The following is a 25,600-nucleotide window of genomic DNA, read 5'->3' as shown; positions in this document are numbered from 1 at the left end:
TNTTATTACTTAAAAATACATACCACCACAGAGCGCACCGAGGCGCTTTGCGCTACACAGAGTTAAAAATATTGGTTAGTCACTTCTCCAGGTCTCCTCCTTCACTTTTCGGTGGTGAAATAATCACTTTTATAGCATGAGTAAAACGTTGCTATTAAACGAAAGCACAGCGCGTCTTTAGGCTATATTCAGCCAAGGCATTGTAAATACTGGGCTTTTTCACTAACTCTAAAAGCGCAGCGGCTCTTAAACTCTTTGTTAAATTGGGTTTGAAAGCAGTATGCACAAAGAGAACAAAATGAGGAGAAAATGAGTAGCCAAAGTGACAGGGTAAGTGATCTTTTATCACCACAGAGCGCACCGAGGCGCTTCGCGCTTCACAGAGTTAAAAATATTGATTATTTACTACTCCTGTTCTTCTCCTTCACTTCTCGGTGGTGAAAAATTCACTTTTATAGCAAAAGTAAAACGTTGCTATTAAACGAAAGCACAGCGCGTCTAAAGGCTAAATTCAGGCACTGCTTTGTGAACAAATGGGCTTTTAAAATATTGATGCACAAAGAGAACAAAATGAGGAGTAAATGAGTAGCCAAAGCAAGCTGGGTTAAATTAATTTGTAGACGTAGAGCNTGCTCACGTTAGAAGCGTAGCTTCTTATTACTTAAAAATACATACCACCACAGAGCGCACCGAGGCGCTTTGCGCTACACAGAGTTAAAAATATTGGTTAGTCACTTCTCCTGGTCTTCTCCTTCACTTTTCGGTGGTGAGTTGATTACTTTATAACCCCTAAAACCATAACGCACAAAGAGAACAGAATAAGCTTCAAATGAACCGCCCAAAACCAGTGTGTGGATATTTTTGGTAGACGTAGAGCTTGCTCACGTTAGAAGCGCAGCTTCTCACTTCTGTTCAAATATTAAATTACTTAGCCCTTACCTTTAAAAGCGCAGCGTCTCTTAATCTTTTTGTGAATAATAATCTTTTAAAAACCTTAATACACAAAGCACAGCACTTTATTACAGCCACAAAAAAAGAGCTTTCGCTCTTTTTTAAATACTATATAAACAGGCTAAACTTACTCGCCCGCCACAATAGTATTAAAGCTGTTATTATCGTGCAGGCTTGCAAATGCACTTTCGTGAAGTAACTCATTACGTAAGTTAGGCGAGTACTCAAGTGCCATTTTTATATCGGCCAATGCATCGGCGTGCTCGTGTATTAGCGCAAATGCACACGCACGTTGCCAATACGCATAACCATAATCGCTATCTATATCAATTGCTTGGTTACATAAATCAATCGCTTTGGCTGTTTGATTAATTTCAAGCAACGCATCAGCCTTATAGGCAATAGCTTCAACGTCTTCAGGTTTACGTTTTAAAATTTCATCAAAAATTTCAATTTTGTTAGCGTAATCACTTTCTAAATTTGCGCGCATCCACAACGAGTGAACCTCGTTTGTAATAGAAATACGTTCTTGGTTACTGAGTATTTCTTCAGAACGTACACGCAGTTTTTCTTCTAGAATTTTTAATCGGTCTTCGTATTCGTCGGTAATAACACTCACGCGCGTATTTACAATATCTTCTACTTTGTTTTTAACATCACGAAGCGAATTCCAGCCAACAAGCACCAAAATAGATGCCGTGGCGGTAATAATAAAAAACACATTATTTATCGTATCGGTGGTGTAAGTAAGGGCTCTGTCGGCCGTGTCTAATTGCGCGTGCGTAACTTGTTTAGTTACATCTTCACGTAGTTTTTGCTGATCTTGGCGAACCGCTTTTAGCTCATCTAAAATGTAGCGTTCCATAAGCGGTTTATACATAGGCTCTTTAAGTTGCTCGAGCGCTTGCTGTTCTTGTTGCTTTGAGGGGGCTTCTGTTTGTTGCTCAGCGGCATTAGCCGACGCTAAAAATAAAGTAAAACAAATACATAGTAAAGAAAAGTAATAACGCATCAACATGCCCAAATAAAATAATTAATTCCAAAAATAATATTAACACGCACAACCTAAACTCACTAGGGCAGGTTTTGTTTTGAGGGCGAGTTTACTACGCATTATAAATTATTATTACGAAAACATTGTGTAGTGGTAAATTTTAGGCAAAAAAAACCAGCTCTGGGTGAGCTGGTTGAAACTGCTAAAACATCAAAGGTTAGGGAAAACTTAACTACTGTTAGCTAATTATTATCAACTAACATAAAACTGATAAACTGAGTTTATAAAGTAAAGGTGTATTGGGCTTAGTAATACACCTTTAGCATTATAACTACAATTTCATGGCGAAGGGGGGTATTCCTATGTGCGCTATGGTAAACCAAAGCCACTTTCAAACCCTTCACATACCATTACGCCGCTACTTTTTAATTCGATCATCGTTATTTAAAAAAAGATCAAAATATTAAACCCACTTGTTTGCTGTACTAACTCAAGCCTCTAGTTACCAGAGCTTGTTTTTTAAGTTCCAATCAAAAATACAAATCGGGCCAATCGTTTTAAATACGGTGTATTCATTGGCATAGCTCAAAAAATAAGCCTATATTGGTAATTCAAAATAAGTATAAATATATAAGTAGTTGATTAAGCAACATTTGCATTAGTTAAAAATAGTATTACTTAAACAAATTAAATATCGCTTACGTAATTTTTACACCAAGAGGATTGAAAAATGAGCAACTCTAGCGCCGGAAAATGCCCGGTAATGCATGGCAGCAATACACAAACAGCTGGCCAAAATACAGATTGGTGGCCAAACGCACTTAATTTCGACATCCTACATCAACACGATACAAAAAGTTCTCCCTACGGCAGCGACTTTAACTACGCTGAAGCATTTAAAACCCTCGACCTAGAAGCCGTAAAAACCGACTTAAAAAACTTAATGACCCAAAGCCAAGATTGGTGGCCAGCCGACTGGGGCCACTACGGTGGTTTAATGATCCGCATGGCATGGCACTCAGCAGGCTCGTACCGTTTATCTGACGGACGTGGCGGCGGTGGCACTGCAAATCAACGTTTTGCGCCTTTAAACTCGTGGCCCGATAACGCCAACCTCGACAAAGCGCGTCGCCTACTTTGGCCAATTAAAAAGAAATACGGTAACAAACTCTCGTGGGCCGATCTCATTATTTTAGCGGGCAACATGGCATACGAATCAATGGGCTTAAAAACCTTTGGGTTTGCCGGTGGCCGTGAAGATATTTGGCACCCAGAAAAAGACGTATACTGGGGCGCCGAAAAAGAATGGTTAGCACCAAGCGACGAACGCTACCAAAATGTAGATAAACCCGACACAATGGAAAACCCCTTAGCGTCTGTTCAAATGGGCCTAATTTACGTAAACCCAGAAGGAGTAAACGGTAAACCCGATCCGCTTAAAACCGCAGCACAAGTGCGCGAAACATTTGCCCGCATGGCAATGGACGACGAAGAAACCGCAGCCCTTACCGTTGGTGGCCACACTGTAGGTAAAACACACGGTAACGGAAAAGAGTCAAACCTTGGCCCAGAGCCAGAAGCGGCTGATATTTCAGAGCAAGGCATGGGGTGGAACAACCACAAAACACGGGGTATTGGTCGCGATACAATGACATCGGGCATTGAAGGTGCATGGACCACACACCCAACAAAATGGGATAACGGCTACTGCGACCTTCTTTTAAACTACGAATGGGAACTGACAAAAAGCCCGGCAGGTGCTCATCAATGGGAACCTGTAAACATTAAAGAAGAAGACAAACCGGTCGATGTAGAAGACCCATCAATTCGTTTAAACCCAATAATGACCGACGCCGACATGGCCATGAAAATGGACCCAGCGTACCGTAAAATAATTGAGCGTTTTCATAACGACTTTGAGTACTTTTCAGACGTGTTTGCACGTGCATGGTTTAAACTCACGCACCGCGACCTAGGGCCAAAAGCACGTTACTTAGGTGCCGATGTACCAAGTGAAGATTTAATTTGGCAAGATCCAATTCCAAGCGTTGACTACACCTTAACAGATGCGCAAATCAGCGATTTAAAAGCAACATTGCTTAATTGTGGTGTAAGTGCCAGCGATTTAATTAACACCGCATGGGACAGTGCACGTACCTACCGAGGGTCTGATCACCGAGGCGGTGCAAACGGAGCACGCATTCGTTTAGCACCACAAAAAGAGTGGCAGGGTAACGAGCCAGAGCGCTTAGCAAGCGTGTTATCAGCGCTTGAAAAAGTGCAAGCAGAGTTAAGCACACCTGTAAGCATGGCCGATTTAATTGTACTTGGCGGCACAGCCGCGGTTGAACAAGCCGCTAAAAATGCAGGGGTAGAGGTTAACGTTCCGTTTGCGCCAGGGCGCGGCGACGCAACCGACGACATGACCGACGCCGAATCGTTCGACGTACTTGAACCGATTCACGATGGCTTTAGAAATTGGCTGAAAAAAGATTACGTGGTATCTGCTGAGGAGTTATTACTTGAGCGTAGCCAACTAATGGGTTTAACCGCCCCTGAAATGTCGGTGCTTATTGGTGGTATGCGAATGCTGGGTACCAACCATGGCGGCACACAGCACGGTGTATTTACAAATAACGTAGGCGCGTTAAGCAATGACTTTTTTGTAAACCTAACCGACATGGCAAACCGCTGGGAGCCAACCGGCAATGGCCTTTACAATATTGTAGATCGCGCAAGCGGCGCAACTAAATGGACCGCAACACGCGTAGATTTGGTATTTGGGTCAAACTCAATTTTACGCGCATTGGCAGAGTTTTATGCTCAAGACGATAATAAAACACGTTTTGTTCACGACTTTGTAAATGCATGGGTAAAAGTAATGAACGCCGATAGGTTTGATATTTAATAAACCTGAGCAACAGTTAAAAAGGAGCAGCAATGCTCCTTTTTTGTTTTTAAAAACAAGGCTGAACAGATGCACAAAGAGAAGCCATAGTAAGCAGGATTAACTTATTTTGTAGACGTAGAGCTTGCTCACGTTAGAAGCGCAGCTTCTTAGCGGTTTAACAATATTTGTAAAAGCGTTGCTTTTAAACGCCAGCAAGCTGCGCGTCTACAAGTTAATTTAAACACTGCTTTGTAGACGAAGAGCTTGCTCACGTTATTAGCGTAGCTTCTAGCTTTATAAGTCATTTAGCTTAAATAAATACAATCCCAATATGGATATTGTCCGACATTTTTTGCAACGCCTGCTCTGAGTGGGTTAGCAACAATATAACGAGCTTGATTGATTAAATCTTTTTCAGAACGAAGCTGATGTTCAAAATAATTTTGCTGCCAAATTTTGCCTGTTGTTCCATTTAGCTTATTTATTTTTACAGTCGTTACACTTTTAAAGATTTTTATTACGTTGGCTAGTGAGCACTCTTTAAGCTGAAATAACCAATGTAGATGATCAGGCATTAATACATAGCAAATTGTATTAACTTTATTTTGCATATCCACAATAGCCTTTGCTGCAATACATGCATTGCCAAATTCTTTAAATAGAGATGCTCTATTTATGCAGCATATAGTCACAGAGTAGAACTCATTATTATTTGAAAAACGATGTGCTAATAATTTTGAGGAGTCATGCATCGGAGAGTCATATATTTTGGCTTTGTATAAACATAGATAAGAATTGACCTAAAACAAGTTTTAAAACGCGTTGCTTTTTCACGCCAGCAAGCTGTGCGTCTACAGGTTAATTTAAACACTGCTTTGTAGACGTAGAGCTTGCTCACGTTAGAAGCGTAGCTTCTTGTTTTTTTAATAAGTTACCACCACAGAGCGCACCGAGGCGCTTCGCGCTACACAGAAAAAAACCGAGCAATAATTAGTCACTGCTCCTGCTTTTCTCCTTCACTTCTCGGTGGTAAAAAAATCACTCTATAACCCTTAAAAGCGTATTGCACAAAGAGAAGCGAATGAGGAGTAAATGAGTAGCAAAAGCAAAAGGGGTTAGTTTAGTTTGTTTTTGTAGACGTAGAGCTTGCTCACGTTAGAAGCGTAGCTTCTTGTTTTTTAATAAGTTACCACCACAGAGCGCACAGAGGCGCTTCGCGCTACACAAAAAACACGAGCAATAGTTAATTTTTGGTGATGATCTAATACAGTTAACTAATGCATTTAACCACGCACAAAAAAGGCGCTAACTAAGCGCCTTTTAAAACTAAACACCCAACGGGCTTATGCTTTTTTCTCTTCGCAGCTTGCAAGGTACTCATCAAACGTACCCTGAAAATCAATAACCTGCTTATCTTTAATATCAATAATACGCGTAGCCAACGACGACACAAACTCACGGTCGTGGCTTACAAAAATAAGCGTCCCTTCAAAGTCTTTAAGCGCATTATTTAACGCCTCAATGGCTTCCATATCCATGTGGTTTGTTGGCTCGTCCATTACAAGTACGTTCACGTCTTGCATCATTAACTTACCAAATAACAAACGGTTTTTTTCACCACCTGAACAGTTACGCGCTTTTTTGTTTGAATCGTCTGCGGTAAACAACAAACGGCCCAACATACCACGAACCATTAAATCGTTATGCTTAGCTGTACGCCATTGCGACATCCAATCAAATAACGTTAAATCGTTATCAAAGTCTTTAGTGCTGTCTTGCGGGCAGTAACCAAAGCTCGCATTTTCAGACCACTTAATTTCGCCTTCATTACTTTTAAGCTCGTTAACTAAACAGCGTAAAAAAGTAGTTTTACCCACCCCGTTTTCGCCAATTACCGCAAGCTTTGCACCGGCTTCTAGTAAAAACTCACCGCCACTAAACAGTGTTTCACCATCAAAACCATGGCCAAGTTTGTTAACTTCAAGCGCTTGGCGGTACATTTTTTTGCCTTCGTCAAACTTTAACGACGGGCTCATACGGCTCGATGCTTTCACTTCATCAAGCTTAATTTTATCCATTTTTTTAGCACGCGAACTAGCTTGTTTAGCTTTAGAGGCATTAGCACCAAAGCGGTTAACAAAGTCTTGTAGCTCGTCAATCTCAGCACTTTTTTTAGCGTTTTCAGCTAATAGTTGCTCGCGTTGCAGGCCCGATGCCTCTAAATACTTTTCGTAGTTACCCGGGTAAATACGCAGCTCGCCGTAATCAATGTCGGCCATGTGTGTACAAACTGAGTTTAAAAAGTGACGGTCATGCGAAATAATAATCATCGTACATTTACGCTTGTTCAGCTCGTTTGCAAGCCACGTAATAGTATGAATATCCAAGTTATTGGTCGGCTCATCGAGTAGCAGTATGTCTGGGTTTGCAAACAAAGCTTGCGCTAAAAGCACACGTAGTTTCCAGCCCGGTGCAACATTTGCCATTAACCCATAATGAAACTCTTTATCTATACCTGCTTCTATAAGTATTTCTTCAGCGCGGCTTTCGGCAGTGTACCCGTCCATTTCGGCAAATACACTTTCAAGGTCGGCCACTTTCATGCCGTCTTCTTCGCTCATTTCAGGTAACGAATAAATACGGTCGCGCTCTTGCTTAACTTTCCAAAGCTCAACGTCGCCCATAATTACCGCATCTACCACCGTGTATTGCTCAAATGCAAACTGGTCTTGGCTTAGGTTACCTACTTTTAAACCTGGCGTAATCGACACATTACCCGCACTAGGCACCAGTGCACCGCTTAAAATTTTCATGAAAGTCGACTTGCCGCAGCCGTTAGCGCCAATTAAACCGTAACGGTTACCGTTACCAAATTTAGCTGAAATGTTTTCAAACAACGGCTCTGCGCCAAACTGCATCGTAATATTTGCGGTGGAGATCAAAAAAGGTAATCCTAGAATTAGTACTGACAGGAGCTCGTTGCAGCAAAAGGCCGCAAACAACATCAAGCAATAGGGTAAATTAGCTGGCGAATTATACAGATCAGCCACTACTAATGAAAGGTAAAAGGCAGCTAATTTATAACCAAAGCTAAACGCACACAAACGGTGCAAAAGGCCTTAAATTTACCCAATAAGCACGCAAGGTTGGCTAATTTAAAGTATTAGTGGTTTTGGTAAATACGCTCAATAACTGCTTTATTATTAAAAATGTACGAATTAATAACCGTTATATCGTCAGTGGTTACCGTTTTTTTACTCAGCATAAAATGCACATTATTTACATTTATAGGCTTAACCAACGCCGCCGGCATAATGTTTGAGTACTGTTTAGTAAAGTGCTGCGCCACTAACGAATCATCAATTAAATAATTAATACGCTGCTTGTTAAGCATACCAAAACGTTTTTTAGACTCGCTCGTAAGTACAACCTGCTCAGAATACCGTAAGCGCAATTGCTCAAACGTTTCACCAAAAACACTTCCCCTGTTAACCCCCACAGTTAGCGACTGACTAAATAGCTGGTTAATACTGTGTACGTTGGGCGAGTCGGCATGTTTGTACAGCAGCATTTTTTCAACACGATAAGGTAACGTAAAGTAAGCATACTCCGCACGCTCAGCAGTTTTGCTAGCAGCAAAAATTAAATCAACATGGCCCTGTTTTAGCTCTTCAAATGCACGCAACGAGTTAGGCAGCACACTAAAATTTAAACAATAAGGTGAGCCTTTAAAAATAGCGTTAAGTACGTCTATTTCAGTACCACCCAGCGTATTGTTTTTTAATATTACGTAAGGCGGCCAGTAACTTTCGTTGGTAGCCACCGTTAACGTTTTAGTGCATCCCCAGGCATTAAATGCACTAAAAGTAAAAAGGGTCATAAACAGTAATACTTTCAAACTGCAGCCTTTTGTGAAGGGTTTTTAGTGTATAAATAGTTATAATTTTTCAAACAGTTCTTCTAATTGTGCTTTTCTGCTTTGTATTAATTTATTAACTTCAACTACATCTTGCAAGGTAGAGGTATTTTTACTCAGCATTAAATGAATAGAGCCTTTGTTAACATAGGTTGTGGTATTTACCCGCTTAATATTGTTTGACTGGCTTATAAAATACTCGCCCACTAATTGGTCTTCAATTATAAAATCGACCCGCTGTTTAGCTAATAAAGCAAAACGCCTTTTTGCCGCACCAGTAAAAATAATTTGTTTTGGGTAAATACTTTTTAAGCGCTCAAATTGCTCGCCGTAATAACTACCCGTATGGGCGGCCACGGTGTAGCCTTGTGCAAACGCGTCTTGCAGGTTTTTAACGTTGTATTGTTTGCTTTTATGCTGATACAACCACATGACTTCGTTGCGGTAACTATCCGAAAAATAAACATGCTCTGCGCGTTTTTCAGTAAAGCTTGCAGCCCACCCTAAATCCATTCGGCCTTTAGTTTGTTCAACAAATGCACGCTCTGTATTGGGTAAAAACTCAACCTGAACGCAATAAGGCGACCCTGCAAAAATAAGCCAAAGCGCTGTTACTTCTTTACCTTGTGCGTGGCCGTCAACATCAATAACGTAAGGCGGCCAATAGGTATCGTGCGACGCGACAAAAAACTTTTTTTCGCAAGCCCCACTCCCAAAAGAGAGGGCTACTAACAAATACAAACCGTATTTTTTTAATCTATGCATTATACCCCTCATGCTAGCGACGCAATACATACAGTATAAACCAGCCTTAAAATTTAGTCGTAAATTTTGTATAAGCATGTAAATAGCATCACTGGGTTTATAAAGTTATGTATTTATAATCAACGTGTTGGGGAGTGCTAAGCTAACATGTTCAATTTTGTAATCGTTGAACTTGCAATGTGCGCGGGCGATTAATAAAAAGGGCGTATTAATTTAAAATATTCTACTACTAAGTCTATATTTTACTTATGTGTTACTGTAGATTAAACACCAATGAATTTAATATTAACAGCGGCTTAGCTGTTAAACGATTAGCCAAGGAGCTGGTGTATCGTGCCAAGTACCACACTCACTTACTACAATAACAACGCGCAAACCTTTAGCGACTCAACGCTTAATGTTGATATGTCGGCGCTTTACGCTGAGTTTTTACCGCTTATCCCTAAACACGGCCATATTTTAGATGCAGGCTGTGGCAGTGCCCGCGATGCCATGTATTTTAAACAGCAAGGTTGTACTGTTAGCGCGTTTGATGCAAGCCCAGCGCTTGCAAAGTTAGCCAGTAATTACTTACAGCAACCAGTAGCGGTTAAAAACTTTCAACAGCTAAATTGTAACAATAAATACGATGGTATTTGGTGTTGTGCCAGCTTATTGCACGTGCCTAAAAACGAATTACCTCAGGTATTTTTAAACCTACAACACGCGCTTAAACCAAACGGTGTTTTGTATGTGTCATTTAAATACGGCACGCAAGAACGCGTGCATAATGGCCGTGAATTTACCGATTTAAATGAAGACGGCTTAACCGCGCTAATTACTCAGCACACCGAGCTTAAAATAATAAAAAAATGGCAAACGGTTGACCAACGACCAGAGCGCGAAAGCGAAGTATGGCTAAATGCCCTAATTAAAGCTGTGCCTGTTTTATGATTGGCGCAATGCAGCAACAACTCGATTTTATTGCGTATATTCAACGCATGCTCGTTGAGGGTGATTTTAGTGCAACCTACAAATTTGCATTGCTGCATGCTTTGGCTGATGTATGTGTAGAACAGCCGTTGCTATCAGAGCAAAGCCAATTAGTAATAGAGTTGCCAACCCTTGCCGACAAACTCATTACCTTATACTGGCATCATGCAATGCCGTTTTCGTCAGAGCACACCGGCGAAAGCGCCTTACTTAAGCAAAATACAGGCGCGCAATCAAAAGTAATTAGCGTACTGTTTGAATGCCAGCAAAACAACATACGTAACTTTCGCCAGCTTAAGCAAAGCCCGTTTTATAAGCCCACATTTAATGCGGCTATGGCAACAATAAAAACAGGGCCGCTTTGGCGCTTACAAATTCTCGCCAAACAAGAGGAATGCTTTTTATACCCGCATACAAACAGCACTCAATTTATTACGCTAAATGCAGGTATCGCGAGCTGCTTTAGGCGCTTTTACGATTTAGTTGTGTACTTAGCTAAAAATGCATGGCTTCAAAAAATTCAGAGTATAAAGCACAACCAAGCGCTAATTGGCCCGCAAAGCCAACTGCAAGAGTTTTTATTTGGGGTAGACCGTAATGCACTTACCAAGGCAAAGCCTGTTTTAGTAGAGCTGCAATCAAACACGTGTTTTTATTGCCAAAAGCCAATGAAAAACGATGTTGAGGTTGATCACTTTATACCGTTTGCCCGTTACGCTAACGATTTAGGCCATAATTTTGTGGCCGCGCACCGAGCATGTAATAACAACAAACGCGACTTTTTAGCGGCGCAACAACACCGCGAACGCTGGCAAAATCAAAACTTGGTTGTTAACAGCCAAATTATTAGTAACGAACTAAGCGCGTATTTTCATTGCGATGCCGATAAATCTCTCGCGGTAAGCAATTGGGCGTATCAAGTGGCACAAGCCAATAACGCAAAGTTATGGCTTGCAAATAAAGACCATTTTGAAGAAGCAAAACTAACTGCCGACATAGTGCCTTTCCCGCAAGCAAAACAACCTGAGTTAAATCAAGTTGCTGAACCAGCCGTTAGTTTAAAATCGAGTGGTAACGCATTAAAGCTGCCGTACTTTCCCAACATTAAAATAGCTTGTGGGCATTTTAAAACAGGGGATGAAAGCGATATGGAATTGATGGAAGCGCCACTAGGCGCGGGCAAGCTCGACCCGCAAGTGCATTTTTTAGCGCACGCATCGGGTAACTCTATGAATGGTGGTAAGCACCCAATATTTGATGGTGATTTGCTGCTGCTTGAGCTTATAACCTCCGATAAAGCAGGGTCGCTACGCGGTCAGATAGTGGCGATAGAGCGAGATGATATAGGCGGGGAAGGGCAGTACTTACTGCGTAAAGTTAATAAATTACCTAACGGGCAATATGAGCTAATTGCTCAAAATCCAGATTACGAGGTAATGATTGCAGATGAAAGCATGCGAACGTTCGCACGGTTTAAGCAAGTGGTTGCAGAGTAGTCACGTTTTAACTTGTAGACGCGCAGCTTGCTGGCGTGCAAAGCGAAGCTTTGAATGTGTTAATGTAATTATACAGCGCTTATAAATAATGCTTTGGTGTGAAGATTTAAGGGATTTAACAACCTCTATTCGAGGTTTTATCGCGTTGGCGATGGCAACCAAAGGGCGGCTGCCGCCGACCGCCCTTTGGAATCCCACGGCGCACCCGAGGATCACACTGTGTCCTCAAGTTAAAAATTGATGTGAACGTAAGCGCCGTGTATTCGCCATCCATGGCGAAGTCACGGCTTAACTTGCATCCATGCAAGTAATTATTCATCAATTTATAACTTTCGGGTGTGATCACGGGGAGTTGGAGTGAGTTGGTAGATTGGTGATATAACTAATTAGCCTTTACAAGTTTCAAACCAACTTAAAGATGAATGATAAATGAACAATTATTTGTTCTAATATTAATTTACTGTTACTTTAATAGAAACGTAATGAGAAAGGACTCTAATATGAAACTCAATCAAGTTTTGTCAGTTGTTAATCAAGTAGAAAAATCAAAATTCATTTCATGCCTCGATCGTCTTTGCTCGGATGCCGCTAAAAATAATAAGAAACTAGCTAAAACAATCGACAATATCGACGGCCAAATTAAAAATGCCTCAGGTAGTGAAATTACTCAGCTTTTTAATACTGTTCGAGATTTCTTCAAAACGTCAGTTCAAGAGCAAATATTAATGAGTAGCGCTCAGCTTAACTTATTGGTGAATATTTTAAGTAGAGACGGGAATGGTGTAGCAAGAATTACTTGGATAGAGTCGCTTTATGAAAAAGAATGGGTTGAGCTATCTAAGCTTTCAAAAGAGCTCAAAGAATGTATCCAGCAAGGGGCAGCCGAAAGCGTTTTAGAGCGAAACAGAGCCTTAAAAATTTACCATGCTTGTATGAAAGAAGCCTACTTTAATGATGAAAAGAATAATCGAGAAGCTAAAGTTACAGATGATGAGCGCAGTGTTCTCAACGTTCTGGCTAATGAACTTAATTTAACTACTGATGAATGCGCCGCTGTAGAGCATTTGGTTGATGTTATCCCTAAAAACGGTGTGCTAGATGCTTTAAATAGCCTCAGAGATATGGGGTTATTATTTATCAGCAAAAAGCGACAAGAAGTATTCATCCCCGATGAAATAGTTATGCTATTGAATGAAATCCAAGGGAAAGATTTAGCTGATAAATACGTGCTTAGAATACTTAGAACGCTAACAGATGCCGAACTTTCCAACGCGTTAAAAGCTCATGGCCGAAAAATTAGAGGCGTAAGCAGAACTGAAAAAATTCAAACAATTATTCATTCAGGGATCAGCGCTGCCAAATTGTTATCAGACGACATTCACAATGTTGAAGATAACCAAAACCAGCGTAAAGAGCGATTAAAGCAGCTGATACAAGATTTAGAAATTGATACAGAAAAACTGGGAACAACCTTGGATGAACGTATTGGCTTAATACTATCATCGCTATCAGGCGCTACAGAGAAAGAGTTTGATTCGCTAAGCGCTAGCGGCTTCAAACAGCTTTTAAAAACGCTAGAAGAGCATTTCCCAACCATGCAGGCTGTCCTTAAAGAAGCGTTTGAACTCGAAGCGAACGAAGTTATTGATACCGAAAAATTGCGTGCGTTGAGCATTACTCCTCACGATATTTTATATTTGCTGTCAAACGATGAAGTAAAAGAAGTTCGTGACAGTATGGGGTTATCTAAGCGAGGGAATCCACGTTTCGCCATTTTAGAAAGCTTTGCAAACGCGACAGATAAGCTAATAGAGAACTATGATGCACTAGCGCGTCGCGATTTTAATACATTGAGAGATGTTGGTGCTGATGTAGCCGAGGCTGATATTGGCGTTAAGTTTGAAGAAGTTACGAAGGCCATTTTTGAGCTTTTAGAGCTTAATATTGATGAAGACTTACGCAAAGACTTAAATACCACTAAAGATAAAGCCGATATTGTAATCTCACTCAGTGACAACGACATTATTATTGGTGAAGCAAAAACCTGTAAAAATGGAGATTTTGCAAAATACTCAACAACTTCACGCCAAGTCAAAGCCTATGTAACCCGCGCTGAAAATCAAGGTAAGCGCGTGGCACAAGTATTAATAATAGCCCCTAGCTTTTCTGATGATTTCATCGAATCAGCTGAAATGGATACCGAGGTAAATATTTCACTGTTAGAAGCACATGGTCTTAAATTAATACTTGATGCTTATAAGTCAAAACGAAACCCAAGCTTTGCGCCTAAGTTACTAACTAAAGGCGGTTTGCTGAAAGCTGAGTTAATAGCGAAGAATATTTGAAGCATAAGATCAAGGTTATGGATAAACTTTTAAGGAGGTATTATGACAGATGAGCAACAAGATAAGGTAGCTCCTATCGCAGTAGCTATCGCAACATTTTTACATGCGGTAAGAGACGCAGAAGAAGTTGTGAATTTTTTTGTTCCTATTGCAGCTAAAATACATAATAAAAGAGTTGATAAGATTAAAGATAGCGTTACGAAAGCGAAGGAGCTCTCAGAAAAAGAAGATCTGCAGAGTCAAGTTTTAGGAACTAAATGCTTTTTAGAAGTTAATAGAAAGTTTGAGCGTATTAAAAATTCCAATATCCCAGAGACAATTGAAAAGGCCTTATTTTTAAATTTATTTAGTAGTTTTGATGCGTTCATGGGAGATTTAATTAGTTGTTTATTTAGTATAAAACCTGAATTGTACAAAGGCCTAGGAAAGCAGATCAGTGTTGCTGACATTTTGTCTTTTGATAATTTTGATGAATTGAAAGATAAAGTTCTTACTGATGAGATAGAGACAATCAGGAGAAAAAGTTACGTAGACCAATTTTCTGATTTAGAAAAACTTTTCAAAACAACTCTTACCAAGTTCAAAAACTGGCCATCATTTGTAGAGCTTACACAACGAAGAAATTTATTGATGCATTGTAATGGAATTGTTTCAGAGCAGTATATTAAAGTTTGTAGTAAGGAGGGTTATGACTTTAATAGTAATGTAAGTATTGGAGATGAGATAGAGTTAGATTTTGATTATATGGAACGTGCATTTAATTTAATGGCTGAGGTAGCAACAAAGCTTGGGCAGACTTTATGGCGAAAGGCACAACCTTCAGAATTAGCCAGTGCTGATGATCAACTTTCTGGGGTAATTTATAATTACTTACATGAGCGTGAGTTTGAGAAAGCCATTTGCCTGGGTGAGTTCTCAATGGCCTTACCTAATATTTCCTCTGAGTTGATGTCAAAGATAAATGTTATAAACCTAGTGATAGCCTATAAAATGTCTAATAATAACGATAAAGCTCAAAAAGTGCTTGAATCAGTTGATTGGTCTGCTTCTACCATGGATTTTAAATTAGCCAATGCTGTGCTTTCAAATGATTTCGATGAGGCAAAACAAATAATGCTTAAGCTCCAGGGTAACGGGGAAATGATCACCGAAAGCTCATACCATAATTTTCCTTTATTTTTTGAGTTTAGAGAAAGTGAGCAATTCTTGGAAGCCTATAAAGATGCATTTGGATATTCTTTTGCTTCAGTGCTTATCAAAGAGTCAGAGGACAAAGAGCTTGATGATATTGAAAAAAGCCAAATTACAGACTCCACATTATTAGAAGAGTTTAATGAATATATAGAAATATGTGAAGAGTAAGTAAAGCAATCACCCAACCGCCAATTTCCCAGCCTCATGCCACATTTCACTTGGCATGGGGTTCACCAATTCCCACGTTATATTCATCGGTTGGCTGCCGTTGTGGCTTTGGTATTTAACCTCGCCGTAGTTTACAAACCCCATAGTTCGGCCGTTTTCATCTTTGCCTTGTTCGCGCACAAATAACAGGATGGCTTTGCCTGTTTGTTGGTGTTGTAAGTAACTAAGGCCGCGGCCGTGTTCTGGACGGGCGCTGTTTTGCGTTTGCCAGTGGAATAGGGTAGGGCTGATTGCGTAGTCGTGATATAGAGTGGTAGGCGAGTAGCTTTTTTCGCACTTGTTGAGTGTTACGAATAGTAGCTCTAGGTTTTGGTTTTTAAATTCTAGTACGCCTTCGCGGGCGGTCGATTTTTTATCAAACGAGTGCGCGCCAAAAGCTGCGAGTATTTGCTGACGTGTGTAGCGGCTGTGTAATTTGATTGCGTGATTAGGTAAACACACTAAATCACTTTCTTGCTGGTGTATGCGATTTATTAAAAGCGCAATAACTTGAGCAAGTTCCTGCTGTAGCTCTTTGTGTTTAAGAGCTTGCAAGCTTTGCTCAAGCGTTTTAAAACCTAAACTTGCGCCAGTGGTGTCCCAAAAGTTGTAATGCGCCATAAGCGCGTACTGTTGATTTTGTGGCGTCGGAGTAAAGTTAAAGTCGTTGTTACATAAATCACGTAAAAAGCTTAAGTAACTAAGTGAAGTGCAGCCGAGTAATTGGGTGTTTATTGCGCGGTAATACGCGGCGTAAATGTCGGCTTGCTCTGCGGGTATTTCATCGCCTTTTAACCAATGCCAGCCGCCGAGTTTTCTGTCTTTTGCTTTGTATATATCTTCCAGCGTGACTTGCGGGTTTATGCGTAAAAAATTACTGAGCGTGAGTGCATCATTGGTGTGTTGCGAATAGCTACTTATCAGCTGTTGTAAACGGCGTTTAGAATTTATTGCTTGCTGAATATTTTTTAGTATTGTTTGTTGTGTGCGCTTTTGTAGCTCAATACGGCAACCCAGCGGTAAATGCGGGAAGTTGTTTTCAATCTCGGTTTTTATTGGTTGGTTACTTTTACCAATGAGTGCGCGGAATTTACTGGCAAAGTCATATTCTGAATTAGCATTTCCAACAAAGTCGAGTACGGTGCAGCACTGCTTTTGGCTGTTGTCGGGCAGGCGCAAACCACGGCCGAGTTGCTGTAAAAACAGCGTTAGGCTTTCTGTTGGGCGTAAAAATAAAAGTGTATCGACCTCTGGAATATCGACGCCTTCGTTAAAAATATCAACCACACACAATATTTGTATTTCGCCTTGACGCAGTGCTTGTTGTTTGGTCGCGCGCTCATTAGTGTTTTTACTGGTGAGAACATCTGCGTTTATGCTTGCTAAGTTAAACTTTTTAGCCATAAATTCTGCGTGTTTTTGGCTTACGCAAAACGCGAGTGCTTTAATAGCGTGAACATTGGTAACGATATCAGCAAGGCTGGATATAATTTTGTTAGCGCGGCTGTTCTCACCTGTATAAAGGTTACTTAGCTCGCTTATATCGTAACGGCCACCACGCCATGTTATTTGGCTTAGGTCGGTGTCGTCATCCAATCCAAAGTATTGAAACGGGCATAAATGGCGCTGATTGATTGCCTCTGGTAAGCGAATCTCGGCGGCTATTACACCGCAAAAATCATCGAGTATATTTGCGTCATCTTGTCGCTCTGGCGTGGCGGTTAATCCAAGTAATATTGTGGGCGTAAAGTAGTTTAATATAGCGCGATAACTTGCAGCGCTTACGTGATGTACTTCATCTATCACTATGTAATCGTAATAGTCAGGAGTTAAATTGAGCGATTCAATTTGGCTGTTTAATGTTTGGATTGATGCAAATAATTGGTTATAGCGCTGTGGTTTGTAGTTACCTACCCACAGCTCGCCAAAGTCGTTATTTTTAAGTACACCACGGTAAGCACTTTGCGCTTGTTTGAGTATTTCTTCGCGGTGTGCTACAAACAAAAAGTGTGCGTTTGGGTTTTTATCGTAAACGGTTTTAAAGTCGAACGCAGATATTATTGTTTTACCCGTGCCGGTAGCGGCAACTACTAAGTTTTTAAAGCGATTATGCACGCTGCGCTCAACGCTTAGTTTTTCTAAAATAGCGAGCTGATGGGTTTTTGGTGTTATATCAAAATAAAACTGGCTGCTTGCTTGGCCAACACCACGTTGTTCCTTGAGTGAATTAATGAGCTTTTCTTTACATTCAGCTTTGCCTGTAAATAGCTCGAAATCTGGCGATTGCCAGTAAGTTTCAAAGGTACTTTTGGTTTTGGCTATAATGTGCGGAATTTCTTGCGCGGTAATTTTTAAGTTCCACTCAAGGCCGCTGGTAAGCGCCGAATGCGATAAGTTAGACGAGCCAATATAACCGGTATGAAAACCTGTATTACGCATAAACAAGTATGACTTTGCGTGTAAGCGCTCTTGCTGGTTGTTGTAACTAAGTTTTACTTCGGTATTTGGTAGGTTTGCTAAAAACTCAACTGCTTTAGCATCTGTTGCACCCATGTACGAGGTGGTAATTACTTTGAGTTTATTGCCGCTTTTGGTAAACGCTTCAAGCTCATTTTTAAATATGCGCAGCCCTGTCCATTTTATAAATGAGACAAGCCAGTAAATAGTGTCGGATGATTTTATCTCGCGCTTTAGCTCGGTTTCGAGCGATATACCTGCATTTGCACCGCTAAACAATTCGCTTTGTGTAAGCCCCGTAAGTGGGAATATATCGTGAGAGTAATCTTTAAGGTTGGCCGCAATAGGGTTTTGGGTATTAAACAGCGCGGTAAGTATTCGGCCTTGGCTGTCGATGAGGTTTTCGTCGATCAGCTCGTCATCGCGAATATGATCTTTAAGCCAATGCACAAGGCTATTTGCAAGGTCAATTTGTTCTTCCAAGCGTTTTTTTGAATTAGGGATTGCATCAATGGCATGTTCAACAAGCTTACCTAAAAAGCGTGAAAGCCACGTTGCGGCTTCGGCCGATTCGAGTTGGCGTTCGCCCACATAAAATTGATCACGATTTAAATTTTGTTCAATTACTTTCGTAATTAACTGCTCGTAAATACCTATTTGCTGCATTGAAACCACTCCCTGTTTGCGAGTGGTTAGTTTACTAAAAAATGTAATGCAAACAAGCATTAACTCATTTTGAATTAAAGGCTAATGCCAAGGAAATTTCCCACCGTGATCACAGCCGAAATTGAATTAATGATGAGTAATAGCAGCGCATGGATGCGCGTTAAGCGATGCTTACACACGGACGTGTTTCATCGCGTTTATGTTCATATCATTAATTTAAATTGAGGAAACAGTGTTATCCTCGGGGCGCCGTGGGGTTCCAAGGGGCGGTCGGCGGTATCCGCCCTTTGGTTGTCGTCGCCAACGCGACATTTAAGACGTGTATTACTTTAGAAACATAGATATGCTTAAAGTATAGGGAAAATTAATTTAAGGGAGTAAAGAGTGAACCTATCAGAAGCTGCAACGGAGATGCTAAACGACTTTAAAAAAAATACGGGAGTATTACTACCAATCACAAAGTTCTTATTAAGTAATTTATTTTTACTTAGTTTACTGGTCGTTGTTCCATTAAAAATAGCGTTTTGGATATTTCAATTGGGTTACCTCTCAACATTCGGAATAACATACGAAACAATTCAAAGAAATGCTATTCAAGCTCAACAGCTTTGGGTTGATATGTTTACTGTTCTTTCTCCTGCTTTGATCTGGTTGATGGGGCTGACTCTTTCATTATGTATTTTTGCTGTTATTTATCCTCTTATAATTAATTATTTTACTCTTAGAAGGCTAATAAAACGCCTTAAAATAAATAATATACCTTCAGAGAAACCACCGCTGTCTCCTAAAAGAAGATTTTGGAAAGCTTATGTTAATAGGGTTGAGCGAAGAGGGAAGCTATCATTTGGCATAGCAAAAACTTCTTACTTTTTTACATTTATATTTTTATTAATTTTAGCTCTATTCACCTATGGATCTATTTATCTTTACAACCAAGCGTCTGATATTGCGAAAGAAAAAATAACTGCATTTAAAGAAAAGGAGGTCTGCATAGATGGTAGTGGGCAATTAGGTTGTTATTCCTTAAAAACTAAAACAGAAGTACACAAAGGTTTTTTAATCGCGACATCTAATGAGTCTATTTACTTGTTAAGTCTTTCGATGGAACTAAAGGTTGTGCCTAGGGCTAATATTCTAGTTTTAAGTAGGAATAATGTGCGAATTAATAATTAAAGGTATTATATTCCCCCGTCATTTTGCCCGAAAAGACTCAATTGATGAGTAATTAATTGCATGGATGCAATTAAAGGCGTGACTTCCCCATGGACGGTGAATACACGGCGGTTACGTTCATATCGATTTTGACTTTGAGGAAAGTGCAAAATGCTCGGGGCGCCGGGGGGTTCCAAGGGGCGGTCGGCGGTATCCGCCCCCTTGGTTGTCGTCGCCAACGCGATATAAGTAAATACAATTTAAAAGCTGCGCTTTTCGCGCAAGCAAGCTTTGCGCCTACAGATTTATTAATCATTGTATTTATAAATTAACAGCAATCACTTATATTCTGCTTTATAAAAGTAAATTTTAAGAACTGCAAGTTAAGGAAAAGTAATGATTAAATGGATGTTGGTAGTCTTAACTACTTTATTAACCGCTAAAGTTTTTGCCGGCGATGCTTATTCGCAATCGCGTTGCGATGGCATTAAAAAAGAGCGTGAACATATTCGCGCAAAAATGCGCCATGGTTACAAAGTAGCTGAAGGTGAAAGGCTTAAAACCCGCTTTACTTTTTTATTTAAAGAGCTTGCTAATCATTGCAATAAACCTAAAAAAGCAGCTCCACGCCAATACAGTAAACCTGCACGGGTTTACTCTTCAAATAACAGTACATTACTGAATCAAAAAGTGCCGAGTATGTCTTTATATAGCGATAGCTACAGTAATAAAGCAAAGCTTGACGCATGGTCAAAATTTTATAAGTTGCCCGAACGTTGTCGAAAAAAAGGAATGAATACAACTGAGTTTGTTTGGTGCAGTGAATATAGGGGTAAACAAAAAGCATTGTTTGAAGCACAGTGGAAAGGAAAACCGTAATTATGTTTAAAACTAAATGGCGTGTGGTGTTTATGTTTTTTGTGTTTGTAATTGCCTGTGGTTTAGTGGCTAACCATTTAACGGGGCGTGTATTTAATTTTTACGATCCGGTTGGTGAAGTTAAACGCATTTATAAACGTTTAAGCACACAAAATTTAGAACTTTCAGTAACAAAAACAGCAATAAATAAAACTGCTATTAAAGTTCAGGGAAGTAAAACATCTACTGACTTTCATTTTCCGCAGGCCGATACTACTCGGTGTATAGATACCTCTTTAGGGGAAGTTAAATATGAACGCAATGGCGATATTTATACGTGGACAGATAGCCAAGGCGTTGTGCATTTTACCGATGAAAAACCCAACTTTGCAGTCGCAACGTATGATTCAGGTTTTAAAGCTCCGCTCGATTACTTTGAAATTACTAAAAACATATGCAAACCGGTATTGTAGAGCCTAATACTTCGTGGACAATAAATAATAGACTCGCGAAAGGTGTTTTTAATATGAGTAGGCTAATTGGTTTAGAAGAGTCGTGGAAACAAAAAAATACGAGCAAATTATACGCAAGTAGTTGGGCGGCAATTTACTTTTTGATGGATTCATCACAGGGTAGGTTATTGCTTAAAAATATAATGCTGGCCGAGCAGGAGTCGCCTTGTAATAAATTGCAGCCAAAGCAGTTAAAAAACATGCTGTATTTACAGTTTCCTGATTTTAATAAGCTTTATTCTGAGAGGTTAAAAACAACGTTTAAGGCGCATAACTTTTAATACGTAAAATGACACTTTAGTTATTTTTAGCGTTAGCTCTGGTGTGAGTTTTATTTTTTAAGTATTGTGGTTTAACTATTATGCCGGGCTAATTTAATGAAAATAAAAACACGTCATGTAGTGTTGTTAGCTGTAATACTGCTGATTTTACACTTTTTTTATAAACCTAATACCGCAGTGATTGTAGTAAATAATGACACGCATAAAGTCCAAAGTGCTGAGAGTTATACGCATGTGTATACTACTGAAACTGTTAATAATAAACGTGTTGGTAATGTAGCTAATAAAGCTAAAGCTCAGCCCAAAGCTGCTCCAGTGCAACAAAATAGTTGCGAGTTGGTGCACGACCCAGAAGAACTTGAATACGCGCAAATTGAGTTATCGCAATTAAACGATAATCTCGATTTCACTAGCGAAACGTTTGATATTGGGCCATATACGTCGGTTAAATTAATTACCCCTAATGTAAATAGCGATTACCATAAAACGCTGCGTATTCGTTTGTTTGAAGCATACGAAAAGTATCAAAACTTATTTGGTTTATACCCCGATAAACCCATTTTAATGAACTTGGTTGTATTACCTAATCATTATTACGACGATTATGTGTCGCGCTTTGGGGCTTTACCAAGCAACAATGCGGGGATTTATTTTGGTAAAAATAATACGGCGTTGGTGAGGTTTGACCCGGCCGATCCGCAAGGTAGTTTGCGCGTAGCCATACACGAGGCAATGCATGTTATTAATTTTAATTTAATTGGCAGTACCCCTAGGTGGTTAAACGAGGGAATAGCTGAGGTTTTTGAAAATACGCTGATTTATAAAACCAAACGGGCTATTGCTATTCCTACTAAGCGTGTGCGCCGGACGTATATGGAGTTTAGGTCGTTAATTGATTCAGAATCGTTGTGGGAGCAGCGCTCTTACCGTGGCGATTTATACGCAAATGCGAATAATTGGTTGGCGTTTTTTATTCAGCATAAGCATGGCAGAAGGCTGTTAAAGGCGATTGTGCAGGGTGAGGCTAAAAATCAGTGCAATATGCTTGAGAATGAGGTGATTTTAAATGCGCTTTCTACCTATTTTATAGATTACGAGCAGGCGTATTTTGTGTGGTTTAAGGCGTCGCAGCAGGTTAAGGGCGAGTTTATTCCTGTTTATTAAGTTGTGTTGTTGATTTAAAAGCGCGGGGCAAATTTTAATGCACAAAGAGAACAAAATGAGGAGTAAATGAGAAGATCAAAACCAATGTTTAGTTTGTTTTTGTAGACGTAGAGCTTGCTCACGTTAGAAGCGGCAGCTTATTGTTATTTAAAATAAATATTACCACAGAGTACACCGAGGCGCTTTGCGCTACACAGAGTTAAAAAGATTGGTTAGTCACTTCTTCTGGTTTTCTCCTTTACTTATCGGTGGTGAAACAATTTCATTTATAGCATAAGTAAAAGCGTTGCTTTTAAACGCCAGCAAGCTGCGCGTCTACCTGTAAATTTAACCCCTTTGTGATTAATTTACTTTAAGACCATAATGCACAAAGAGAACAAAATGAGGAGTAAATGAGTAGAGCAAAACCAATGTTCAATTTAGGTTTATACAAGCCGAGTTTGCATGCTCAGCCATTTATCAAATCGCTTAATCCCTACCTCTAAAGCGCAGCGTCTCTTGACCTCTTTGTGATTATTTGCTTTTTAAAATCTTAATGCACAAAGAGAAGCGAATGAGGGGTAAATGAGCAGCTAAAGTGGCAGGCGGTATTTTAGCTTGTTTTTGTAGACGTAGAGCTTGCTCACGTTAGAAGCGGCAGCTTCTTGTTATTTAAAATAAATATCACCACAGAGTACACTGAGGCGCTTTGCGCTACACAGAGTTAAAAATTATTGGTTTGGTCACTTCTCCGGATCTTTTTTCTTAATTTTTTGGTGGCAACACAATCACTTTATTAACCACCGTAAAAGCGTTGCTTTTAAACGCCAGCAAGCTGCGCGTCTACCAGTAAATTTAACCTCTTTGTGAATCATTGGCTTTTAAAATCTTAATGCACAAAGAGAAGTGAATGAGGAGTAAATGAGCAGCCAAAGTGAATAAGGCTATTTTTATTTTGGTTTTGTAGACTTAGAGCTTGCTCACGTTAGAAGCGGCAGCTTCTTGCCAAAGGCGCGACTTCGCCATGGGCGGCGAATACACGACGCTTTCGGTTAAAAATCAAAGCGCGAAGTAAAATTGCATCTACAAATATTCAAATTACGGTGCCTATAATTTAAAAAGTGGTGGTGCTTGCAAAACAATGAGGCAATTAATGTCATTAATCGCCTCATTGAATGAGGCGATTAAATCATATAGACTGAAGCTAACTAACTTAAGGGCTAACGACTATGTGGATATGGCAACAACAAAACTGGCCAAACTTTACGTGGGATGATGCGGCGCTTGCTCCCTTACTAAGGGAGCTTTCATATAACCATGGCTTATTAGTGGGCCGTATGGGTGTGCAAAGTGCCCATCAAAAGCAGCAAGCTCTTGATACTTTATTAGCAAATATTATTCACTCCAGTGCGATTGAGGGCGAAAAGCTTAATGCATTTTCGGTTCGCTCTTCGCTCGCTAAAAAGCTCAATATTAACGAGAAGCCTTATCCCACAACAGTGCAAAGCGACAATCTTGCAGAAATTATGCTTGATGCAATAACTAACACAGATTCAGTGCTTGGTTTAGAAAGGGTGCTTAACTGGCATCGTTTACTATTTGCTGATGAGCAAAGCTTATTTACTAAGATTGAGGGCGGGCAGTTGCGAGGTGACGAGCCAATGCAGGTGGTATCAGGGCGTTTAGATAAACCGGTATTACATTTTACAGCGCCACCTAAAAAGTTAATAAACAAAGAGCTGTCGCTATTTTTTGATTGGTTCAACAACACGCAAAGCGATCCACAAATAGACCCTTTTATTCGTGCTGCTATCGCACACTTATGGTTTGTAACAATACACCCGCTTGAAGATGGTAACGGGCGAATAACACGGCTTATAACAGATCTGGCTTTAGCACAAAAGTATGCTCAGTCTATCCGGTTATATGCTATGTCGGTGGCTATTTTAGGCGATAGAAAAAGCTACTACGAGGTGTTAGAAGCCACACAGCGGGGGGGGCTTTGTATAACACAGTGGATTAAATGGTTTTTAAATACGCTTAATAATGCGATACACCATACGCTTAAAAACATTGAGCAAACAGTTTTTAAAACCAATTACTGGGCAAGTAAAGAGCAAACAAAACTAAGTGAGCAACAAGTAAAAGTAATTAATAAATTACTCGATGGCCAATTTGAGCACGGAATTAGTGCCAGTCAGTATCAAAAGGTAGCGAAAGTCAGTCGTGCGACTGCAACACGGCATTTAGCCGATTTACAAACATTAGGTTTCATATCAAAAACAGCTGCCGGTGGGCGCAGTACACGTTACAAAGTTGCTCAATGAGGCAATTAAATGTTTATTTGACTCATTGGTTGAGGCAAATAGGGGGGGTAAGTTAAACAAGTAGTGCTAAATGCTTTAACTAAAGCGTAAGGTAAACTTTGTTTCATAATTAAAAGCTTCGCTTTTCGCGCAAGCAAGCTTTGCGCCTACGGGGTTTGTTGAAAGCGCTGGTATTTAATTACAGATCTTGAGCTTGCTGATGTTAGAAGTAAGTTTCCCGTTATCAAACACAAGCACAATCACTTCGCTAAAAGCGCAGCGTTTCTTAACCTCTTTCTGGATCATCGGCTTTAAAACCGTAATGCACAAAGAGAAGTGAATGAGAAGAAAATGGCAACTAAAGTAACAAGCGGTATTTTAGTTTGTTTTTGTAGACGTAGAGCTTGCTCACGTTAGAAGCGGCAGCTTCTTGTTATTTAAAATAAATATCACCACAGAGTACACCGAGGCGCTTTGCGCTACACAGAGTTAAAA

General features: G+C 40.0%; 18 protein-coding genes. 12 read left to right on the top strand and 6 right to left on the bottom strand.

The genetic code is table 11. From position 1 onward, the window contains the following. Window positions 1-1,078 precede the first annotated feature (1,078 nt). Window positions 1,079-1,963 carry a tetratricopeptide repeat protein gene (locus ATS71_RS13070; protein ID WP_058405218.1) on the bottom strand — a complete coding sequence of 295 codons (885 nt, stop codon included), beginning with the start codon at window positions 1,961-1,963 and terminating at the stop codon, window positions 1,079-1,081. Window positions 1,964-2,675: 712 nt separating this feature from the next. On the opposite strand from ATS71_RS13070, the gene katG reads away from it, so the two are divergent. Further along, window positions 2,676-4,853 carry a catalase/peroxidase HPI gene (katG, locus tag ATS71_RS13065; protein ID WP_058405217.1) on the top strand — a complete coding sequence of 726 codons (2,178 nt, stop codon included), beginning with the start codon at window positions 2,676-2,678 and terminating at the stop codon, window positions 4,851-4,853. Window positions 4,854-5,140: 287 nt separating this feature from the next. Here the strand turns inward: katG and ATS71_RS13060 are convergent, their stop codons facing one another. From ATS71_RS13060 to ATS71_RS13045, 4 genes are all read right to left on the bottom strand, one after another. Then, entirely contained in the window at window positions 5,141-5,587 is a 447-nt protein-coding gene (locus tag ATS71_RS13060) for an REP-associated tyrosine transposase (protein WP_082653628.1), read from the bottom strand. Between the two features lie 591 nt (window positions 5,588-6,178). Then, window positions 6,179-7,777, bottom strand: coding sequence for an ABC-F family ATPase (locus ATS71_RS13055; RefSeq protein ID WP_082653629.1), 1,599 nt, complete (start codon window positions 7,775-7,777; stop codon window positions 6,179-6,181). Between the two features lie 221 nt (window positions 7,778-7,998). Further along, window positions 7,999-8,733, bottom strand: coding sequence for a substrate-binding periplasmic protein (locus ATS71_RS13050; RefSeq protein WP_058405214.1), 735 nt, complete (start codon window positions 8,731-8,733; stop codon window positions 7,999-8,001). A 39-nt stretch (window positions 8,734-8,772) separates the two neighbouring features. Continuing rightward, window positions 8,773-9,516 carry a transporter substrate-binding domain-containing protein gene (locus ATS71_RS13045; protein WP_058405213.1) on the bottom strand — a complete coding sequence of 248 codons (744 nt, stop codon included), beginning with the start codon at window positions 9,514-9,516 and terminating at the stop codon, window positions 8,773-8,775. A 333-nt stretch (window positions 9,517-9,849) separates the two neighbouring features. Between ATS71_RS13045 and ATS71_RS13040 the strand changes: the two genes are divergently transcribed. From ATS71_RS13040 to ATS71_RS13020, 4 genes are all read left to right on the top strand, one after another. Continuing rightward, window positions 9,850-10,449, top strand: a complete 600-nt coding sequence (locus ATS71_RS13040) for a class I SAM-dependent methyltransferase (protein WP_058405212.1) — start codon at window positions 9,850-9,852, stop codon at window positions 10,447-10,449. Continuing rightward, the gene (locus tag ATS71_RS13035; RefSeq protein ID WP_058405211.1) at window positions 10,446-11,984 is read left to right on the top strand and encodes a S24 family peptidase; all 1,539 of its coding nucleotides are present in this window, start codon (window positions 10,446-10,448) and stop codon (window positions 11,982-11,984) included. The genes ATS71_RS13040 and ATS71_RS13035 overlap by 4 nt, the downstream gene beginning before the upstream one ends. Window positions 11,985-12,484: 500 nt before the next feature. Then, window positions 12,485-14,329 carry a hypothetical protein gene (locus ATS71_RS13025; protein WP_058405209.1) on the top strand — a complete coding sequence of 615 codons (1,845 nt, stop codon included), beginning with the start codon at window positions 12,485-12,487 and terminating at the stop codon, window positions 14,327-14,329. 42 nt (window positions 14,330-14,371) lie between these two features. Beyond that, on the top strand, window positions 14,372-15,691 hold the full coding sequence (locus ATS71_RS13020; RefSeq protein WP_058405208.1) for a hypothetical protein: 1,320 nt from the start codon (window positions 14,372-14,374) through the stop codon (window positions 15,689-15,691). Between the two features lie 9 nt (window positions 15,692-15,700). Here ATS71_RS13020 and ATS71_RS13015 read toward each other — a convergent pair whose 3' ends face one another. Beyond that, complete coding sequence (locus ATS71_RS13015) at window positions 15,701-18,853, bottom strand: DUF3427 domain-containing protein (RefSeq protein WP_058405207.1); 3,153 nt, start codon at window positions 18,851-18,853, stop codon at window positions 15,701-15,703. Between the two features lie 384 nt (window positions 18,854-19,237). Here ATS71_RS13015 and ATS71_RS13010 point away from each other — a divergent pair, with 384 nt between their 5' ends. From ATS71_RS13010 to ATS71_RS12980, 7 genes are all read left to right on the top strand, one after another. Beyond that, window positions 19,238-20,026 carry a hypothetical protein gene (locus tag ATS71_RS13010; RefSeq protein ID WP_058405206.1) on the top strand — a complete coding sequence of 263 codons (789 nt, stop codon included), beginning with the start codon at window positions 19,238-19,240 and terminating at the stop codon, window positions 20,024-20,026. Window positions 20,027-20,115: 89 nt separating this feature from the next. Next, window positions 20,116-20,337, top strand: a complete 222-nt coding sequence (locus tag ATS71_RS13005; protein ID WP_058405205.1) for a hypothetical protein — start codon at window positions 20,116-20,118, stop codon at window positions 20,335-20,337. Window positions 20,338-20,401: 64 nt separating this feature from the next. Next, a complete protein-coding gene (locus tag ATS71_RS13000; RefSeq protein ID WP_058405204.1) occupies window positions 20,402-20,884 on the top strand; it encodes a hypothetical protein in 483 nt (160 codons plus the stop codon). A gap of 2 nt (window positions 20,885-20,886) precedes the next feature. Next, entirely contained in the window at window positions 20,887-21,336 is a 450-nt protein-coding gene (locus ATS71_RS19115) for a DUF4124 domain-containing protein (RefSeq protein ID WP_058405203.1), read from the top strand. Between the two features lie 53 nt (window positions 21,337-21,389). After that, window positions 21,390-21,656, top strand: coding sequence for a hypothetical protein (locus tag ATS71_RS19110; RefSeq protein WP_235591485.1), 267 nt, complete (start codon window positions 21,390-21,392; stop codon window positions 21,654-21,656). Between the two features lie 96 nt (window positions 21,657-21,752). Then, window positions 21,753-22,820 carry a hypothetical protein gene (locus ATS71_RS12985; protein WP_058405201.1) on the top strand — a complete coding sequence of 356 codons (1,068 nt, stop codon included), beginning with the start codon at window positions 21,753-21,755 and terminating at the stop codon, window positions 22,818-22,820. Window positions 22,821-24,028: 1,208 nt separating this feature from the next. Beyond that, window positions 24,029-25,126, top strand: a complete 1,098-nt coding sequence (locus tag ATS71_RS12980; RefSeq protein ID WP_058405200.1) for a Fic family protein — start codon at window positions 24,029-24,031, stop codon at window positions 25,124-25,126. Window positions 25,127-25,600: the final 474 nt, after the last annotated feature.

The sequence above is a fragment of the Pseudoalteromonas sp. H71 genome (assembly GCF_001468485.1).
Classification (GTDB): Bacteria; Pseudomonadota; Gammaproteobacteria; order Enterobacterales; family Alteromonadaceae; genus Pseudoalteromonas.
This window is presented reverse-complemented; position numbering and strand designations above follow the sequence as displayed.

Coding starts and splice junctions, on each gene's coding strand:
- ATS71_RS13070 (WP_058405218.1), bottom strand. CDS start 1,963: ATGCGTTATTACTTTTCTTTACTATGTATTTGTTTTACTTTATTTTTA.
- katG (WP_058405217.1), top strand. CDS start 2,676: ATGAGCAACTCTAGCGCCGGAAAATGCCCGGTAATGCATGGCAGCAAT.
- ATS71_RS13060 (WP_082653628.1), bottom strand. CDS start 5,587: ATGCATGACTCCTCAAAATTATTAGCACATCGTTTTTCAAATAATAAT.
- ATS71_RS13045 (WP_058405213.1), bottom strand. CDS start 9,516: ATGCATAGATTAAAAAAATACGGTTTGTATTTGTTAGTAGCCCTCTCT.
- ATS71_RS13035 (WP_058405211.1), top strand. CDS start 10,446: ATGATTGGCGCAATGCAGCAACAACTCGATTTTATTGCGTATATTCAA.
- ATS71_RS13025 (WP_058405209.1), top strand. CDS start 12,485: ATGAAACTCAATCAAGTTTTGTCAGTTGTTAATCAAGTAGAAAAATCA.
- ATS71_RS13020 (WP_058405208.1), top strand. CDS start 14,372: ATGACAGATGAGCAACAAGATAAGGTAGCTCCTATCGCAGTAGCTATC.
- ATS71_RS13015 (WP_058405207.1), bottom strand. CDS start 18,853: ATGCAGCAAATAGGTATTTACGAGCAGTTAATTACGAAAGTAATTGAA.
- ATS71_RS13005 (WP_058405205.1), top strand. CDS start 20,116: ATGGACGGTGAATACACGGCGGTTACGTTCATATCGATTTTGACTTTG.
- ATS71_RS13000 (WP_058405204.1), top strand. CDS start 20,402: ATGATTAAATGGATGTTGGTAGTCTTAACTACTTTATTAACCGCTAAA.
- ATS71_RS19115 (WP_058405203.1), top strand. CDS start 20,887: ATGTTTAAAACTAAATGGCGTGTGGTGTTTATGTTTTTTGTGTTTGTA.
- ATS71_RS19110 (WP_235591485.1), top strand. CDS start 21,390: ATGAGTAGGCTAATTGGTTTAGAAGAGTCGTGGAAACAAAAAAATACG.
- ATS71_RS12985 (WP_058405201.1), top strand. CDS start 21,753: ATGAAAATAAAAACACGTCATGTAGTGTTGTTAGCTGTAATACTGCTG.
- ATS71_RS12980 (WP_058405200.1), top strand. CDS start 24,029: ATGTGGATATGGCAACAACAAAACTGGCCAAACTTTACGTGGGATGAT.